Raw genomic sequence first — 17,177 nt, forward strand, 5'->3', positions numbered from 1 at the left:
TTTCCTTGACAAAAAACACGAACCCCAATAAAATAATTTTTTCAAAACTTATGGATTTACTGTTAAATTAATCATATCAATTAAGGAGTTCAAAACAAGTTGGCCAATCATAAATCCGCACTTAAACGTGCAAAACAGAGTGAAAACAGACGTCTTAGAAACAAATCAACAAAATCCGCAATGAATACAGCCATTAAAAAGGTTCGTGCTGCAGCTGAAGAAGAAGGAAATGAGAATGCCCAGGCTCTTTTCATAAATGCCCAGTCCTGCATTGCCAAGGCAGGCAAAAAAGGAGTTATCCATAAAAACACTGCTGCACGTAAGATTTCAAGACTGTCCAAGATTCTGAACTAAAATCCATCTTTTAGAAGAATCAAAGGCGCATGACTCGGGAACTTGTTATTTCCCTGATTTCATGCGCCTTTTTTTTTGATGGATTCTTCATGCCGGAGTTTTAACAGGTAAAGAACCAGGTCTTGAAGCAATAGTACACAGCGTGGAGCAATTCCATTGGTGCTTTTTAAGGCTCTTGTTCCATTGGAATATAAGGTTTCGCTGCAAAAGGCAGCACAGACGACTTAGGTCGTGATGTACCAGCCAAACACTACCATTGATCACTCATTGCACTGACCAGTTTTTCAGACAATCTCAAGGCAATCTGGGCCACAGCTTCCTGCTGGGCAGCCTCATCTGTGACATTGGAACTGGATGCTGTATAAATTTCATTACCGGTAAATCCCTTTACCGCCCATAGTTCAACCCCATCAGCATCCGTCATTAAGAGATCCAGTGTAGCGCTGACTCGTCCCTGAAGGACGGTATCGTCCGATGACCGGGTCAGGTCCCCCACAGAAATAGAGCGAATGGTCCCTGTGACCACCCCACCTGTTGTGGCGGCCTTCAACACCCGGACATCGGTTTTTTTCAACAATTCATTGATAAAGGCGTTGGTAAAAAGGTTTTCCGCACCGGACTGACTGCTGCGATTTTCAAACAAGTTTACCCGAACCGCCTTTATTCCCCCGGGCAGGGGTGCCGTTCCCTGCATGCGATAGCCGCACCCCCCCCCAAGAATCAGAACCAGGAGCAAAAACCCCTTTATTATCTGACAAAAACGTCGGTTCATCATTACACCACGATGTTGACAAGTTTTTTCTTCACAACAATTACCTTTCTGACGGCTTTATCTGCAATATGTTTTATCACAGCAGGATCTGCCATGGCCACAGCCTTTATGGCCTCATCATCAGCGTCCGTATTAATGGTGAACTTTGATCTGAGCTTGCCGTTTACCTGTACCACAATGACCATCTCGTCACTTGTCAATGCATCTTCACGGTAGGTTGGCCAGGGATGATCCACAATGCTGGGATCATGACCCATCTGCTGCCACAGTTCTTCGGCAAAATGGGGGACAATGGGGGACAACAGAAGAACTATGTTTTCCATGCAAAAGGCTGCAACACCCTTCATCCCGTCGTCAGCGGTATCAAGGTCTGCGCTGTACATAGCATTGACAAGCTCCATCACCGCACTGATGGCCGTGTTGAAATGGAAGCTGTCTTCAATGTCATCGGTGACTTTCTTGATGGTCTGATGCCCCTTGCGATAAAGGTTTTTGGCATCATCGGACAAGCCATTCATGGGACCGTTCCACACGGGGATCTCCCCGCAGACCTCTTTACACACCGAAACCAGGCGCCACACCCGGTTAATAAAACGGTTACAGCCTTCAACCCCGTCGTCATTCCACTCCAGATCCTTTTCCGGCGGTGCGGCAAACAGGCAGAAAAGGCGAGTGATATCCGCCCCGTATTTTTCAAGGAGAGTGTTGGGATCAATGACGTTCTTTTTGGATTTGGACATCTTAATAACCCGCCCCACTTCAACGTCACGCTTGCATTTTACACATTCAAACCCATCCCCGGCGGGAACTGCGTCCTCGGGAAATATATACCCATGCTCGGGACAGGTCAGGGTTTCTTTACACACCATACCCTGGGTGAGCAGACGGGTGAAAGGTTCTTTAAAGTCAATGAGCCCCAGTGTGTTTAATACTCGCATGAAGTACCGGGAATAAAGCAGATGCAAAATGGCATGCTCCACCCCGCCTATGTATTGATCCACGGGCATCCAGTATTTGACGGCATCGGGATCAAACATGGCCGTTTCGCACCGGGGACTGCAATACCGTACAAAATACCAGGAACTTTCCACAAAGGTGTCCATGGTATCGGTGTCCCGGTGGGCATCTTTTCTACCACACACAGGACAGGTGGTTTCAGCAAAAAATTCAAGGGTGGGCAAGGGAGATCCGCCGTTTTCCAGAAGGTCAGCATCTTCGGGCAGGGTCACCGGCAGTTGTGATTCCGGCACCGGCACCACGCCGCAGGTATCACAGTGAATCACCGGGATGGGCGTTCCCCAGTACCGTTGGCGGGAAATCCCCCAATCCCGGAGCCTGAAGCTAACGGTTTGTTTTCCCCTTCCCTGTTTTTCAAGCCATTGGGTGATTTCGGCCATGGCTGAACCATTGTCCATACCATTGTATTGGCCGGAATTTACCAGTAGTCCTTCCCCGGTGTAGGCTTCTGCCATGGTGACACCGTTCAGGGTTTCCCCTTCCGGTTGAATCACCACAACGATGTCCAAGTCATATTTCCGGGCAAAATCAAAATCGCGCTGATCATGGGCCGGCACGGACATAACGGCACCGGTGCCATATCCCATGAGGGCAAAGTTGGCAGTGAACACGGGCATGCGTCGACCATTGGCCGGGTTGATGCACCAGGCACCGGTAAATACGCCTTCCTTTTCATATTTTTCCAAGGCATCTGCAGAGCGATCCTGGCGGGATATTTTTTCCACAAAGGCCTGCACGGCATCGGCCTGCTCTGTACCACTTGACAGGGTCTCCACCAGGGGATGTTCCGGAGCAAGGCACATGAAGGTGGCACCAAACAGGGTGTCCGGGCGGGTGGTAAACACCTTGATATCTGCCTCCATACCTTCTATATCAAAGGAGATTTCAGAACCAAGGCTTTTGCCGATCCAGTTTTTCTGCATCAGGGTGACTTTGTTGGGCCATCCGGGCAGTTGATCACAATGAAGCAGAAGATCCTCTGCATAATCGGTGATTTTAAAAAACCATTGCCATAATTTTTTCTGCTGCACCGGCTGGCTGCACCGCCAGCAAAGATCTGCCTCCACCTGCTCGTTGGCAAGGACGGTCTGGCAATGTTCACACCAGTTGACATAGGATTCCTTGCGGTACACCATCTCTTTTGAAAGCATCTGGAGAAACAGCCACTGCTCCCAGCGGTAGTATTCCGGACGACAGGTGGCAATCTCACGGTTCCAGTCGTAGGAAAAGCCCATTTTTTTGAGCTGACGACGCATGGTGGACATGTTGTCATAGGTCCAGGCCGCCGGATGGGTATTGTTGTCAATGGCCGCATTTTCTGCGGGCATCCCAAAGGCATCCCAGCCCATGGGGTGAAGCACATTGAACCCTTTCATCCGTTTGTATCGGGCCACCACATCACCAATGGTATAATTTCGAACATGTCCCATGTGGATTTTACCGGACGGATAGGGAAACATTTCCAGAAGATAATATTTTTCCTTTGACCTGTCCTCTGTTGTGGTAAAAACCCCTTGGGATTCCCAATATTGCTGCCATTTTGTCTCTACTGCTTCAGGATGATACCGATCTTCCATGATTATATGTCAACCTCCGGACACTATGCGTTTCAGGGGGTAATGCAAACCGTTACCCCGGTGTGAACGGGGATGCCCGAAAAATTTCCAGGCCGGCTGAAACCCGCATCAAAACCCCAATTTCTATGACTGATGATGTTCCGTTTTTTTATCCGGACAATCCCTGAGGGAGGCGCTTTTTAAAAAAAACAGGCCCATCAATTACAAGGGCAAACAAAGCACATTAAATGGCACAATATGAATGAAATAGCAAGGATGATACAACCTGCCGATCATAATTTATTTGACTTGGCGGCGTCAATCGAATACTTGTTGTGTGCAGAAAGACATTTTATTTTTTTAGCGAATACCGGAACGCCGGTTTATATAACCATACAAAAGACAGACAGCATCCGTCAAAAGAGAGATTTCAACTATCATTGGGGCTTTTCAGGACCCATGATATATTCTTTGCTTTTTTTACAGCAATGGCACCCGCCGGGATATGCCGGAGGCAAAGCCGACAGGGTCATAAAAAAGCAACAAACCCAGATGGTTGAAAATCTCCATAAAACAATTTTTTTCCATGGAGGCGGCAAGAAAGATTTAATGACAAGAAAAATTTTAATCAATGCGCATGATTCGGATGAATGCAGAATCGTGACCATTAAAGAAAACAAGCTGGAAGAGATTCACCTGGACACAGCCGCACGGGAAATGACCCAGGGAAATATTTACAAAGCGTCTATTTCAAGGGTGGAGCCCAGTCTTCAGGCTGTGTTTGTGGATTATGGTACCCAGAAAAACGGATTTCTACAACTCAATGAAATTCACAGTGATTATTTCCTCGACAATGACGCCGGGGACCGGAAAATCACCAACCTGGTGAAAAAAGGACAGGAACTCATTGTCCAGGTCACCAAGGACCCTATCATGCACAAGGGGGCCATGCTCACCACATATATCTCCCTGCCGGGCAGATTATCCGTTCTCATGCCGGGAAGCACCACCCGGGGGGTCTCTCGCCAGATTGCCGATGAAGAGGAACGAAAACGTCTCAAGAATATAATAGAATCACTAAAAATACCCGAGGGGTTCGGCCTGATTGTCAGAACCGCTGGCAAAGATGCCACCAAAACAATGTTCACCAACGACCTGAAATATCTCCAGAGGGCCTGGAAAAATATCAACCAAAAGGCCATTGAAAGCTCCACCCCCTCCCTATTATATAAAGAACAAAACCTTGCCGTTAGATCTCTAAGGGATTATTTCACCGACGATATCACGGAAATTCTGATAGATGACAAAGAGGTGTTCCAGGAAGTCAAGGATTTCATGGGGGTTATTGCCCCCGGCAAGCAAAATATTGTAAAATTGTTCAAGGGTGAAAAACCCATTTTTACAAAACATCAGCTCGAAGAGCAGATAGCCTCTATCTTTGAACCCAAGGTGTCCCTGAAATCCGGGGGTGCCATTGTCATTGATCAGACAGAAGCCCTTGTGGCCATTGATGTCAATTCAGGAAAATCCACCGGCAAAAAGAACATTGAACAGACCGCCTATCACACCAATATTGAGGCGGCCGAAGAGGTGGCAAGGCAATTGAGACTCCGGGATCTGGGGGGACTTATTGTGGTGGATTTCATTGATATGAAAGAAAGAAAACACAAGGCGGATGTCACCAAAACTCTGAAAAAACATCTAAAATCCGACAAAGCAAAGACCAAAGTTGGCGGCATATCCGGTTTTGGCCTTGTGGAGATGTCACGGCAGCGTCTGCGCCCTTCCATTACCTTTGGCAGTTATAGAACCTGTCCCCACTGCAGGGGACGCGGTATGATTCCCTCCGTGGAAAATCTGGGACTTGCATTTCTACGACAGCTTAATCTTAAAACCATCAAGGGCAGCATCACCGCCCTCACAGCGGATCTACCGCCGGAGGTGGCGGCCTATCTTTTAAACAAAAAAAGAAAAGAAATCCATGATATTGAACTTAAAAGAGAGGTAACCATCACCATCAACGCCTGTGATGGAATCATCTGGGGAGAAAGTCGCATCAGCTGTGATAAATAATTCTTACTGTGACGAATGGCCCAGATTGTGAGCAACCCCGATTATGCTTTTAATGTTTTGACTCTCCCGGAGGGAAAGACGTCGGAGCCGCAACCGGTGGGGCCAAGATTATGCTCAAGGGCAGTATTATTAATTATTCAGGATCGATATCCACCACAAGCTGAACCTTGACATAACCTTAACTTTTGTGTATCTCAAACAGTCGCACACTAAACAGCCCATTTGGAGAACGGGCTTGGTCATAACATCAGTCTGATCCCATTGACACGCCAATGATGACGACTGACTAAATATTATGACCAACCCCATGTAGAATCAATGATCTTTAAACAAACAAGTGCTCATCCACAACAAATCGGAAAAAATGCAGTGGGATGATCATCAGGAGCCATTGATCAATAGTGTGATGCATAAATTATGAATTGACTATAACATTGCGGGCACCATCCGGTGCAACCAGAAGATGATTCAGGTTCCCGCAAAGCAACCTTAATAAACAGGCGCATTTAAATTCAGGAGGATTTTATTATCATGATCAACACAGCATTTGCAATGGGACAAGCTGGTGCAGCAGGTGGACAGGCAGGTGGACTTACAGCGTTTGTACCCCTTATTCTGATGTTCGTTATTTTCTATTTTCTGCTTATCAGACCCCAGCAGAAAAAAGCCAAGGAACACCAGAACATGATCAGCAATCTTAAGAAAGGGGATCGTATCATTACATCCGGTGGCGTTCATGGCACCATTATCTCCCTTGGGGATACCACGGTCTCCATTGAAATAGCAGAAAATGTTAAAATTAAAATCAATCGGGGGAACGTGGGTGCTACCCTCCAGGGCAATGCCCCGGCTGAGTCAAAAAAAGACAAGAAAAATAAATAAAAACCGCCATTTCAGGAGCAATAAGATTGAAATTATTCACATGGAAAGGCGCGCTTACCGCAGTGATCATGCTGGCCGCACTTGTATATGTTCTTCCAACCTTTTATGTTGACTGCTGGCCCCACAAAAAAATTAATCTGGGTCTTGATCTCCAGGGCGGCATGCATCTTGTCCTGGAAGTTCAGAACCAGAAGGCCCTTGAAACAACTGTTGAACGCACCGTGCATGAGCTAAAACAAGAGTTAAGAAAAAAGGAAATCAAGCACCTTGGTATCACCCGCAACGGCAATAATACCATTACGGCAACATTGGACGGTGATAAAAACATAGAAGGTTTCACCGCGCTGGTCACGGATGATTTCAATGCGCTGGAAATCGCTTCCACGGTGACGGTTCCCGAGGGCAAACAAATTGTGCTGCAGATTCCCGCCAAAGAGGCGGCAAACATCAAACGCATGGCCACGGAGCAGGCCCTTGAAACCATTCGCAACCGCATTGATGAATTCGGGGTCAGCGAACCGGACATCCGCCTCCAGGGTGACCGACGGATTCAGATTCAGCTGCCTGGCATCACCGATACTCAGCGTGCCAAGGATCTCATCGGTAAAACAGCCCAGCTTAATTTCCAGCTGGTGGATGAAACCGGTGACATGGCTTCTGCAGCCAAGGGAACGCCTCCGCCGGGCTCAGAACTTTTGTACCAGACCAAGGAAGACCGTCGTACGGGAAAGGTCTCCAAGGTGCCCTTCCTCATCAAAAAACAGGTATTGCTGGACGGCGGTTCCCTCACCGATGCAAGGGTAATGATTGACTCCCAGTTCAACGAACCCTATGTGGGTATTGAATTTGATCGGAAAGGTGCCCGGATATTTGAGCGTATCACCGGAGAGAACATAAAAAAACGTCTGGCCATTGTCCTTGATAAAACCGTTTATTCCGCACCGGTAATCCAGGATCGCATTGCCGGAGGCAAAGCCAGGATAACAGGTAATTTCACTACGGAAGAAGCAAGGGATCTTGCCATTGTACTGCGGGCCGGTGCCCTGCCGGCACCTGTCAAGATAATTGAAGAAAGAACCGTTGGGCCCACCCTGGGAGCAGACTCCATTCGCATGGGAATCATGTCCATGATGGTGGGCGGACTTCTGGTGATCCTCTTCATGATGATGTACTATAAGGGGGCCGGTCTCATTGCAGACATTGCCCTTGTGGCAAATATTCTGCTCATCGGCGGCGGTCTTGCGGCTTTCCAGGCCACCCTTACCCTGCCAGGAATTGCGGGCATTATTCTCACCATCGGTATGGCGGTGGATGCCAATGTTATTATTTTTGAGAGAATACGGGAAGAACTGGCTTCAGGAAAAACCGCTGCAGCATCGGTCCATGCGGGATTTTCAAGGGCTGCTCTCACCATCCTTGACGCCAACGTGACAACACTTATTGTTGCGGTGGTATTGTTTCAGTTCGGCACCGGCCCTGTAAAGGGATTTGCCGTTACCCTGGGACTTGGTATTCTTGCAAGTCTTTTCACCGCCCTGGTCCTTTCAAAAAGTATTTTTGATATGATGTTGTCCGGGAAAAAGACCCCCACACTCAGTATATAAGGAGATAAACATCCATGCAGTTTATCAAACCCGGCACCACAATTGATTTTACAGGGAAACGAAAACTGGGATTTTCGCTGTCCCTGGCACTGGTTATTATCAGCATCATTTCCCTTGTCATTCATAACGGCCCCAATTACGGCATTGACTTTTCAGGCGGCACCCTTGTGCAGATTAAATTTGAAAAAACAACCGCCACCCAGGATATCCGTTCAGGCCTTGACCAGATAGGAATTGCCAACTCTTCGGTACAGCATTTCGGAGACCCCGGAGAAAATGAATTTCTCATCCGCACCAGTAACCCGGACATGACCGGCCAGGGTTTTTCCCAGGCCATTACCCAGGCCCTGGAAAATGCCACAGGCTCAACCCCGGAAATCCGACGGGTGGAGATGGTTGGGCCCCAGGTGGGAAAGGATCTGAGAAAACAGGCACTTCTGGCCATGTTCTATTCATTGCTTTTCATCACCATATACATTTCAGGTCGATTTGAAATGAAATGGGTACTCTCCGGTGTAACGGCAGGGGCCTTGATGACGGCGGTTTATTTTCTCTCCATCTTTAACATGAGCATGCCCATTCTCATCGCGGCGGCCCTGGTGGTCACCCTGGTGCTGTTCTGGTATCTGGGATTGAAATATGCCATGGGAGCCATTGTGGCCCTCATCCATGACGTATTTATAACCGTGGGGCTTTTTTCCATACTGGATTATGAATTTTCACTGCCCATTATTGCCGCATTACTGACCATCATCGGGTATTCACTCAATGATACCATCATTGTGTTTGACAGAATCCGGGAAAACAATATCCATCAACGCAAACAGACAATGGCTGAAATTATCAACAAAAGTATCAATGAGACCTTGAGCCGTACCATACTCACCTCACTCACCACGTTGATAGTGCTTTTTTCCCTGCTGTTTCTGGGGGGAGAAATTATTCATAACTTTGCCTTTGCAATGATCGCAGGCGTAGTTGTCGGTACCTATTCCTCGGTTTTTGTTGCAAGTCCCATTCTCCTTATAACGGACAGGAAAAATCGTTAATTTCCGTAAAAAATGGGAAAGATTAATGCCGGCACCGGAAAATACAGCTTACTTTTTCCGGTGCCTTTTCCCCAGGTTGTGATCAAGTCTCGTTTTTACAATACCAGCCCGAATAGTTACAATATGGAGCTATTTATATTCAAGAAGTGCAAACCTTAACAATCCATGAACCTCATAACAGGGAAAATTCTACCAGATGTCCACGCTGATTGATAAATATCGATTCTGGTTTGCCCTGAGAAATGTCCCGGGAGTGGGCAGCGTTCTTTTTAAGCGACTGATGACGGCCTTCGGGTCACCGGAAGCGGTGTTAAATGCACCGGAACAGGATCTCAGACAAATCAAAGGCATGAGCCCCCGGATTCTTAAAGGTATTGAACAAAACCGCAGGAATCGACCCGATGATGAAATCAGGGGCATTGAACGTGCTGGTTTTCAAATTGCTGCCATGAATGACCCCCATTACCCTGCACTTCTTTTACACATTCCAGATCCACCTCCCCTCCTGACCTACCTTGGAACCCTTGACAATATTGCGCCCTGCATCGCCATTGTGGGGTCAAGACGTGCAACCGCCTATGGCGTTCACACGGCATTCAAGCTGGGACATGACCTTGCACGGAAGGGTTTTCAGATTGTCAGCGGCATGGCCATGGGCATTGATACTGCCGCCCACAAAGGAGCCATGAAAGCAGGGGGGAAAACCCTTGCCGTGCTGGGATGCGGCTTAAAAACCATCTACCCCAGAGAAAACAGACAACTGTACCACGACATTGCCGACAATGGTGCCGTTATTTCAGAGTTTTCCATTAACAGTATACCGGATGCCCGTCATTTTCCCATGAGAAACCGCATCATCGCCGGTATGTCCACCGGAACCATCGTGGTGGAGGCCGCCGCCAGAAGCGGATCTCTTATCACAGCCAGACTCACCGCTGAATATAACAGGGAGGTCTTTGCCGTACCCGGCAGTATACAGTCCTTTCAAAGTACCGGTACCCATTCTCTGTTGAAACAGGGTGCAAAACTTGTGGAAAATGAGCTGGATGTCATTGAAGAACTGGGCCACATGGTCCACCCGGCCCCACCTTCCAGTCCCGCAAAGGCCCCAAACGATTCCCAGGGGCATGTTTTTAAACCGGACGCGCCCGAGCAGCAGATTCTCAACTGTCTGGGGCCTTATCCCGTTCACATTGACACCATCATCGAACAATCCGGTCTTGATGCAGGGGTTGTCAATGCATCACTTCTGTGCCTGGAACTGAAGGGTGTGGTAACACAAACACCAGGAAATTATTTTTTTGTCGTAGAGGAAACATCGTGAGTAAACCACTTCTAATTGTCGAGTCCCCCACCAAAGTTAAAACCCTTAAAAAATATATCGGAAAGACATTTAATGTTGCTGCCACCGCCGGGCATATCAAAGATCTGCCCCAAAAAGAACTGGGCATTGATATAGAAAAGGATTTTAAGGCAAAATATCTTCAGATCAAGGGAAAATCCAAGGTAATTCAGGCCCTGAAAAAAGAAGCCGGGGATACCGACACCATTTATCTGGCCCCTGACCCTGACCGCGAAGGTGAGGCCATTGCATTCCACGCTGCGGATATTTTAAAGCAAAAGGGACGATCCTTTTACAGAGTATTGATCCATGAACTCACCCAAAAAGGGATCACCGATGCTTTGGAAAATCCCATGGATCTCAACTATGACAGATACGAAGCCCAGCAGGCCAGAAGGACCCTTGACAGACTGGTGGGATATCAGATTTCTCCTCTGCTCTGGCGACGGGTCCAGGGAGGACTCAGTGCAGGAAGGGTCCAGTCCGTAGCCGTCAAAATCATCTGTGACCGTGAACGCCAGATAAGGGCCTTTGAACCCCAGGAGTACTGGACCATTGCGGCGGACCTGTCTGCCCCGGACAATCCCCCGCCCTTTGTGGCTCAACTGGTGCGAAAAAATGGAGATAAGGTTGTCATACCCGATGGTGACACCTCTGCTGCCATTGTAAAAGATCTTAAAAAACTTGCCTTTGTGGTGGATAAAATCCAGAGGAAAACCATCAAACGCACCCCGTTGCCCCCCTTTATCACAAGTAAGCTGCAGCAGGATGCCATCAACCGTCTGAAATTTTCCGCCAAAAAAACCATGATGGTGGCCCAACAACTCTATGAGGGCATTGAAATCGGCACCGGTGGCCCCGAGGGTCTTATTACCTATATGCGTACCGACTCCACACGCATTGCCGAAGAAGCAGCACTGGCAGCCCAGGAGTTGATCCGGGAAAAATTTGGTCTGGAGTATGCGCTGGAATCCCCCCGATATTTTAAAAATAAAAACAAGGCCCAGGACGCCCATGAGGCCATCCGTCCCACATCGGTATTAAATACTCCGGGCAAGGTCCAGCCCTTTCTTTCCCAGGATCAGTTTAAACTCTATGATCTTATCTGGAAACGTTTCATGGCCTCCCAGATGACCCAGGCCCTCATCGACCAGAAAACCATCTCCATTCAGGCAGGGGTTTACACCTTCACCGTGGGGGGAAGTACTGTTAAATTCCAGGGATTCATGGCCCTCTACAACACCGATGACAGCGTGGAAAAAAAAGAAAAACAACTACTGCCGGAAATGGCGGAGAACGAGAGTCTGACTGTGAAGGAAATTCTCCCTGCCCAGCATTTTACCAAACCGCCCCCACGGTTTTCCGAGGCATCCCTTGTAAAGGAACTTGAAGAAAACGGCATCGGCCGCCCCAGTACCTATGCCTCCATTTTAACCACTATCAGAGACAAGGGGTATGTGGACCTTGTAAAGCGATACTTTATCCCCAATGAACTGGGATTCATTGTTAATGATCTGCTGGTGGAGTCTTTCCCTGAAATTCTGGATGCCACATTTACGGCAAAAATGGAAAACAATCTGGACAGTATTGAAAATGGCACCACCCGGGCCATTGATGTGCTCCATGAGTTTTATACCCCTTTCAAAGAAAAACTTGAACATGCCCGGGAAAATATGCTCAGCATCAAGGGTGTGGGTATGGCCACGGACCTTGTGTGTCCCCTTTGCGGCAAACCCCTTAATATTAAAATGGGCCGAAATGGTCATTTCATTGCCTGCACCGGATACCCCGAATGCACCTTTTCAAGTAACTATACCCGGGATGAAAAGGGCAACATTGAAATACATGAAACCAAGGTAGATAATACCAAGGTAAAGGATTGCGATAAATGCGGAAAACCCATGGTGAAAAAAGAAGGCAGATATGGGGAATTTCTTGCCTGCACCGGATATCCTGACTGTAAGCACACCGAATCTGTTTTTGGGGATCAGGCTGGCAAAGAAACCGGCATAACCTGCCCGGAAAAAGGATGTGAGGGCATCATTGTGGAGAAACGCTCCCGCAGGGGAAAAATATTTTATGGATGTAACCGTTACCCGGACTGCGGCTTTGCCTCCTGGGACAAACCGGTCAATATCCCCTGCCCCCAGTGTCAATCACCATATCTGGTGGAGAAGGAAACCAAAAAAGAGGGAAGAATATTTAAATGCCCCGTCAAGGGCTGTGGATACAAGCAAAAGGCAACGGAAAACGACCAGTAATTGACAGTCCGTCACCTTTTCTGCCGTTTCTTCTGCTACCGGCTATGTACAAGGGGTATAAAGATGGCAGGCCACCACATGGTGAGGGTCTTGTTGTGAGGCGTTTGCATCTGTTTGTGAATTTTTTGCGTCTGGGGAAAGGCTCAGATGGGGTTCTCTTTGCCGACACAGATCCATGGCCCGAGGACATCTGGTATGAAATCTACATCCCGACGGCGGATTTTCCGGGGAAGGCACTTCCCCCTTTAGAATGATCCTTTCTTTCCTGGCCAGGGGGTCCGGCAGAGGTATGGCCGACAAAAGTGCCCGGGTGTAAGGATGCAAAGGATTTTCGTATAGGATCTGGGCCGGGGCTACCTCTACAATTCTGCCGAGATACATAACAGCAATGCGATCGGACACATGTTTGACAACGGCAAGGTCATGGGAAATAAAAAGATAAGTCAATCCCATTTCCCGCTGCAGGGACACCATGAGATTAAGAATCTGGGACTGCACTGAAACATCCAGGGCAGACACAGGTTCATCACAGATAATCACCTCGGGGTTCAGGCTGATGGCCCGGGCAATGCCGATGCGCTGGCGCTGGCCACCACTGAATTCATGGGGAAACCGACTGACATCATCGCCGGACAGCCCCACCCTTTCCAGAAGTTTCCCGATTTCTTTGTTGCTTCTCCCTTCTTTTCTACCATGGATGATATATTTTTCCCTGAGAATTTCCCCCACGGTGTGCCGGGCATTCAAAGATTCAAAGGGGTCCTGGAAAATCATCTGCATCTGCAGACGCATGGATTTAAGCCATTTGGGATTACCCGGTGCAATCTGCCTGCCATGGAGAAATATTTTTCCTGCAGTTATGGGATAAAGCCCCATGATGCACCGACCAAGGGTGGTCTTTCCACACCCGGATTCCCCAACAAGCCCCAAGGTCTCTCCCTTTTTGATACCAAAAGAGACATCATCCACCGCATGCACCACCCCGGTCTGTCTTAAAAAAAGGCCCCCTGATACGGGAAAGTGTTTGGTCAAGCCTTCAACACCTAAAGCCACATCGGGGACTGGATGTAATTTTCTCCCATTGAAGCTGTTTTGTTTTGCCATGAGGTCAGCCATTACATTTCCTCCAGAAGATGACAGGATGCAAAATGCCCATCGCCCTTCACCTGGATCTCTTTGGGAATCACCGTGTGACAGCGCTCCATCACCCGGGGGCATCGATTGGAAAACCGGCATCCCCGAGGCATTTTATCAAGGGAGGGAACCCGTCCCCGTATGGTGGGCAGTATGGATTTGGGAACAGTGGCCAGGCCCGGTATGGATGATATCAGGCCCCTGGTATAAGGATGAACCGGATGGGTAAAGAGCTCTTTCACCGCTGAACGTTCCACCACCCGTCCGCCATACATCACCACCGCATGGTCACAGTTTTCTGCAATGAGACCAAGATCGTGGGTTATTAATATCACCGCCATGCCCATTTTTTTCTGCAGATCTTTTATAAGGTGCATGATCTGGGCCTGGACGGTGACGTCCAGGGCCGTGGTGGGTTCATCGGCAATGAGAATGTCAGGGGAAGATGCCAGTGCCATGGCAATCATCACCCGCTGGCGCATGCCCCCGGACAACTGGTGGGGATAGGCTTTCATGACCATGAACGGATCGGCAATGCCCACATTCCCAAGCATTTCTGCCACGGCGTTGTGCCGATCTCTGGAAATCATAACCGGGAAATGAAGCTCATAGACCTCATTGATCTGTGAACCGATGCGGTGCACTGGATTTAACGCCGTCATGGGTTCCTGGAAAATCATGGATATGCGCCTGCCCCGGATGGCCTGCATGTCTGCCGCACAAAGGGTCAAAAGATCCTGATTGTCAAAAACAATGCGGCCGGACACCACCTTCCCCGATGGTCGGGGAAGCAGAGACATAATGGAAAGTGCTGTGACACTCTTTCCACACCCCGATTCCCCCACAATCCCCAGTGTACTGCCCCGGTCCATGGAAAACCAGGCCCCGTCCACGGCATGGACCCTGCCCCCTTCGGTGTCAAAGGCGGTGACAAGATCCTCCACCTTCAACAGCGGAGATCCGATATCATGTGGGTTTAATGCCCCCTTATCGTTCACCCTGTCCTCCCGGTTTAAAGTGGGTATCCATGATGGTTTCGGCAGGAAAGGCTATTCCTTTTTTCATGGCGTTCAGGGTTTCATCATGACGTTGCCGGTCAAACCAGAACAGGCCCCCGGTCATGGGGGAAAAGGGGTCAAACAAAGATTCAGAAACCTTGGTACCATGAAACTCGGGTAAGCGCAGCCAGCGCCAGAAAGCATGGCGGACATAGGGCACCATAAAGGTGGGAACAAAGGCACCCTGGGCATGAATAAGGGTCTGAATCTGCCGGGAAAGCGTTTTTCTCTGGTCGGCATCCAGGCTGTCGCGGTATTGATCAATGAGCCGGTCAAGTTCAGGGTCGTCGGTGTTGGTAATGTTGTTGGTCTGGGCCTTGTGGGCATTGTCCGAGTGCCAGCTCTGCCAATAGGAGGGGCGAAGGGAGGTGCTCCATCCCATCCAAGCCACATCATGCTTTTTTTCCAGAAATTTTTTAAAGGCGGCGGTGCTGTCCAGTTTCTGGAGCCGCAGCTCCACACCGGCCTTTCTGGCCTGCTCTTTTAACACCACCAGACGGGGGGTATGTCCTTCAAAGCCATAGGTCACCTCCACGGAAAACCGCAGGTCTTCTTTTTGCCAAATACCATCACTACCCCGGTGCCATCCAGCCCGGTTCATAAGTTTTTCCACCTTTTCTATGGAAAATTCCCGGGCTCTGATATCCTTATTTGTATAATCACCATACCCTACATAGGCCTGGTCCAGCCTGAAATAGTCTCCCCGGAGCACCTTTTTAATCACCCGGTCCACGTCCATGGCATGGGCAAAGGCATATCGGACAAGGGGATCTTTGAAGACAGGCTTGTCACAGTTCAGCCACAGCCCCGATGCCGACTGCTGGGTATCATTAAAATACCAGATGCGTTTGACGTATCCCTTATTCATAACATCGGTGTCCGAGCGATTGTACCAATACTGCGGCATGGTCAGGGAGAACAGATCCACCTGCCCTTTCTTAAAGTACTCCCACATCATGTTAAAATCGCGAATGACGGTGAAATTGACCTTATCCACATTGAACCGATTTTTAAAATATCTCAACTGTCCGGCCCACCAGTTCTGTTTTCGCTTAAAATGAATATACTTTCCTTTTTTAAAATCGGAAATCTGATAGGCCCCGGTGTTGGGTACCACCTTCCAATTGTATTCATGGACAAAATCTTCATTCAAGGTACCAAAAAAATGTTCCGGGGTGGGCGCAATGGCAACCCTTAAATAAAGATCCGGCTGGGCCTTGGTGCTTTTAACAGCCAGGGTATAATCATCAAAAACCGTCACCGACTCAATTTCCCTGGAGTAATAATCATTGTACCAGGGTGCCACGATATGTTCCGAACGCATAAAGGTAAGGGTATAGGCAAAATCCCTTGCCGTCACCGGTTCACCATCGGACCACCTTGCTTTTTTGTTCAACCGGAAATACATGGTCTTATTATCCGCATCGAAAGCCCAGTGGGTGGCAAGTTCCGGGATGATGTTGCCGGTGTCGGGATGAATGTTCACAAGGGAGAGCTGATTATCCAGAATGGCGCTTCTGAAACTGCCATTGGCATCCGGCCCAACGGTTCTGAAGGTCATGGGAAAACTTAAAATGGCCGATCGCAGTACCCCGCCCTTCACTGCATCAGAGGATGAAAAAACAGGATCACTATTATTGGTCAGCCAGGTAATTCCCTCCGGGAGCACTGCCGTTGCACCATGGGAATCAGACCTTTGTATTCCCGGTGTTTTTTTCGTCGCTGTTTTCGTACCTTCCGTATTTCCATGGGACTTTTCCGTTGATTCAGGGGCAATCTTAACATCCACCCCATGGGAACTGGAAGGTTCATCACTGCCACAGCCCGTAAGTATAAAAAGAGCAACCATGGCAAGCAAGGTTACAAAAACAAAATGCCATGGATTAAATGGTTTTGTCATTACATCTCCATATAAACCGCCACGGGCAAAACAATGTGCTGATCCGTCTGGCCCACAACAAAGATTTAAAATCCTTAGTGATTTATCAAGATTTTCTTATAAACCTACATGGCTGTATGCACCAGCCACAACGAATAATGAAAAAGCAAGTGTTGTCAACATCCAGAACACATCA

Annotated in this window: 12 protein-coding genes; 7 read left to right on the forward strand and 5 right to left on the reverse strand. The window is 48.5% G+C overall.

Annotation, left to right across the window (positions count from 1 at the left end; all coding sequences use genetic code 11):
• Nucleotides 1-99: 99 nt before the first annotated feature.
• A complete protein-coding gene (rpsT, locus tag ACYQ2M_RS07565; RefSeq protein WP_459915725.1) occupies nt 100-354 on the forward strand; it encodes a 30S ribosomal protein S20 in 255 nt (84 codons plus the stop codon).
• 250 nt (nt 355-604) lie between these two features.
• Here the strand turns inward: rpsT and lptE are convergent, their stop codons facing one another.
• Nucleotides 605-1,090 carry an LPS assembly lipoprotein LptE gene (gene lptE, locus ACYQ2M_RS07570; protein ID WP_459915726.1) on the reverse strand — a complete coding sequence of 162 codons (486 nt, stop codon included), beginning with the start codon at nt 1,088-1,090 and terminating at the stop codon, nt 605-607.
• A 38-nt stretch (nt 1,091-1,128) separates the two neighbouring features.
• Nucleotides 1,129-3,720: a leucine--tRNA ligase gene (gene leuS / locus ACYQ2M_RS07575; protein ID WP_459915727.1), complete on the reverse strand. Its 2,592-nt coding sequence runs from the start codon at nt 3,718-3,720 to the stop codon at nt 1,129-1,131.
• 588 nt (nt 3,721-4,308) lie between these two features.
• Here leuS and ACYQ2M_RS07580 point away from each other — a divergent pair.
• From ACYQ2M_RS07580 to topA, 6 genes are all read left to right on the forward strand, one after another.
• Nucleotides 4,309-5,772 (forward strand): Rne/Rng family ribonuclease, encoded by a 1,464-nt coding sequence (locus tag ACYQ2M_RS07580; protein WP_459915728.1) that lies wholly within the window; start codon nt 4,309-4,311, stop codon nt 5,770-5,772.
• A 531-nt stretch (nt 5,773-6,303) separates the two neighbouring features.
• Complete coding sequence (gene yajC, locus ACYQ2M_RS07585) at nt 6,304-6,654, forward strand: preprotein translocase subunit YajC (RefSeq protein WP_459915729.1); 351 nt, start codon at nt 6,304-6,306, stop codon at nt 6,652-6,654.
• 26 nt (nt 6,655-6,680) lie between these two features.
• Entirely contained in the window at nt 6,681-8,258 is a 1,578-nt protein-coding gene (secD, locus tag ACYQ2M_RS07590; RefSeq protein ID WP_459915730.1) for a protein translocase subunit SecD, read from the forward strand.
• 14 nt (nt 8,259-8,272) lie between these two features.
• Nucleotides 8,273-9,307 (forward strand): protein translocase subunit SecF, encoded by a 1,035-nt coding sequence (secF, locus tag ACYQ2M_RS07595; RefSeq protein WP_459915731.1) that lies wholly within the window; start codon nt 8,273-8,275, stop codon nt 9,305-9,307.
• 196 nt (nt 9,308-9,503) lie between these two features.
• Nucleotides 9,504-10,631, forward strand: a complete 1,128-nt coding sequence (dprA, locus tag ACYQ2M_RS07600) for a DNA-processing protein DprA (protein WP_459915732.1) — start codon at nt 9,504-9,506, stop codon at nt 10,629-10,631.
• Complete coding sequence (gene topA / locus ACYQ2M_RS07605) at nt 10,628-12,910, forward strand: type I DNA topoisomerase (RefSeq protein ID WP_459915733.1); 2,283 nt, start codon at nt 10,628-10,630, stop codon at nt 12,908-12,910. The genes dprA and topA overlap by 4 nt, the downstream gene beginning before the upstream one ends.
• Before the next feature lie 42 nt (nt 12,911-12,952).
• Here topA and ACYQ2M_RS07610 read toward each other — a convergent pair whose 3' ends face one another.
• The 3 genes from ACYQ2M_RS07610 to ACYQ2M_RS07620 are packed head-to-tail and all read right to left on the reverse strand — an operon-like array spanning nt 12,953 to nt 17,002.
• Nucleotides 12,953-14,026 carry an ABC transporter ATP-binding protein gene (locus tag ACYQ2M_RS07610; protein ID WP_459915734.1) on the reverse strand — a complete coding sequence of 358 codons (1,074 nt, stop codon included), beginning with the start codon at nt 14,024-14,026 and terminating at the stop codon, nt 12,953-12,955.
• Nucleotides 14,026-15,042, reverse strand: coding sequence for an ABC transporter ATP-binding protein (locus ACYQ2M_RS07615; protein ID WP_459915735.1), 1,017 nt, complete (start codon nt 15,040-15,042; stop codon nt 14,026-14,028). The genes ACYQ2M_RS07610 and ACYQ2M_RS07615 overlap by 1 nt, the downstream gene beginning before the upstream one ends.
• Nucleotides 15,032-17,002, reverse strand: coding sequence for an extracellular solute-binding protein (locus tag ACYQ2M_RS07620; RefSeq protein ID WP_459915736.1), 1,971 nt, complete (start codon nt 17,000-17,002; stop codon nt 15,032-15,034). The genes ACYQ2M_RS07615 and ACYQ2M_RS07620 overlap by 11 nt, the downstream gene beginning before the upstream one ends.
• Nucleotides 17,003-17,177: the final 175 nt, after the last annotated feature.

The sequence above is a fragment of the Desulfocicer niacini genome, assembly GCF_054657595.1.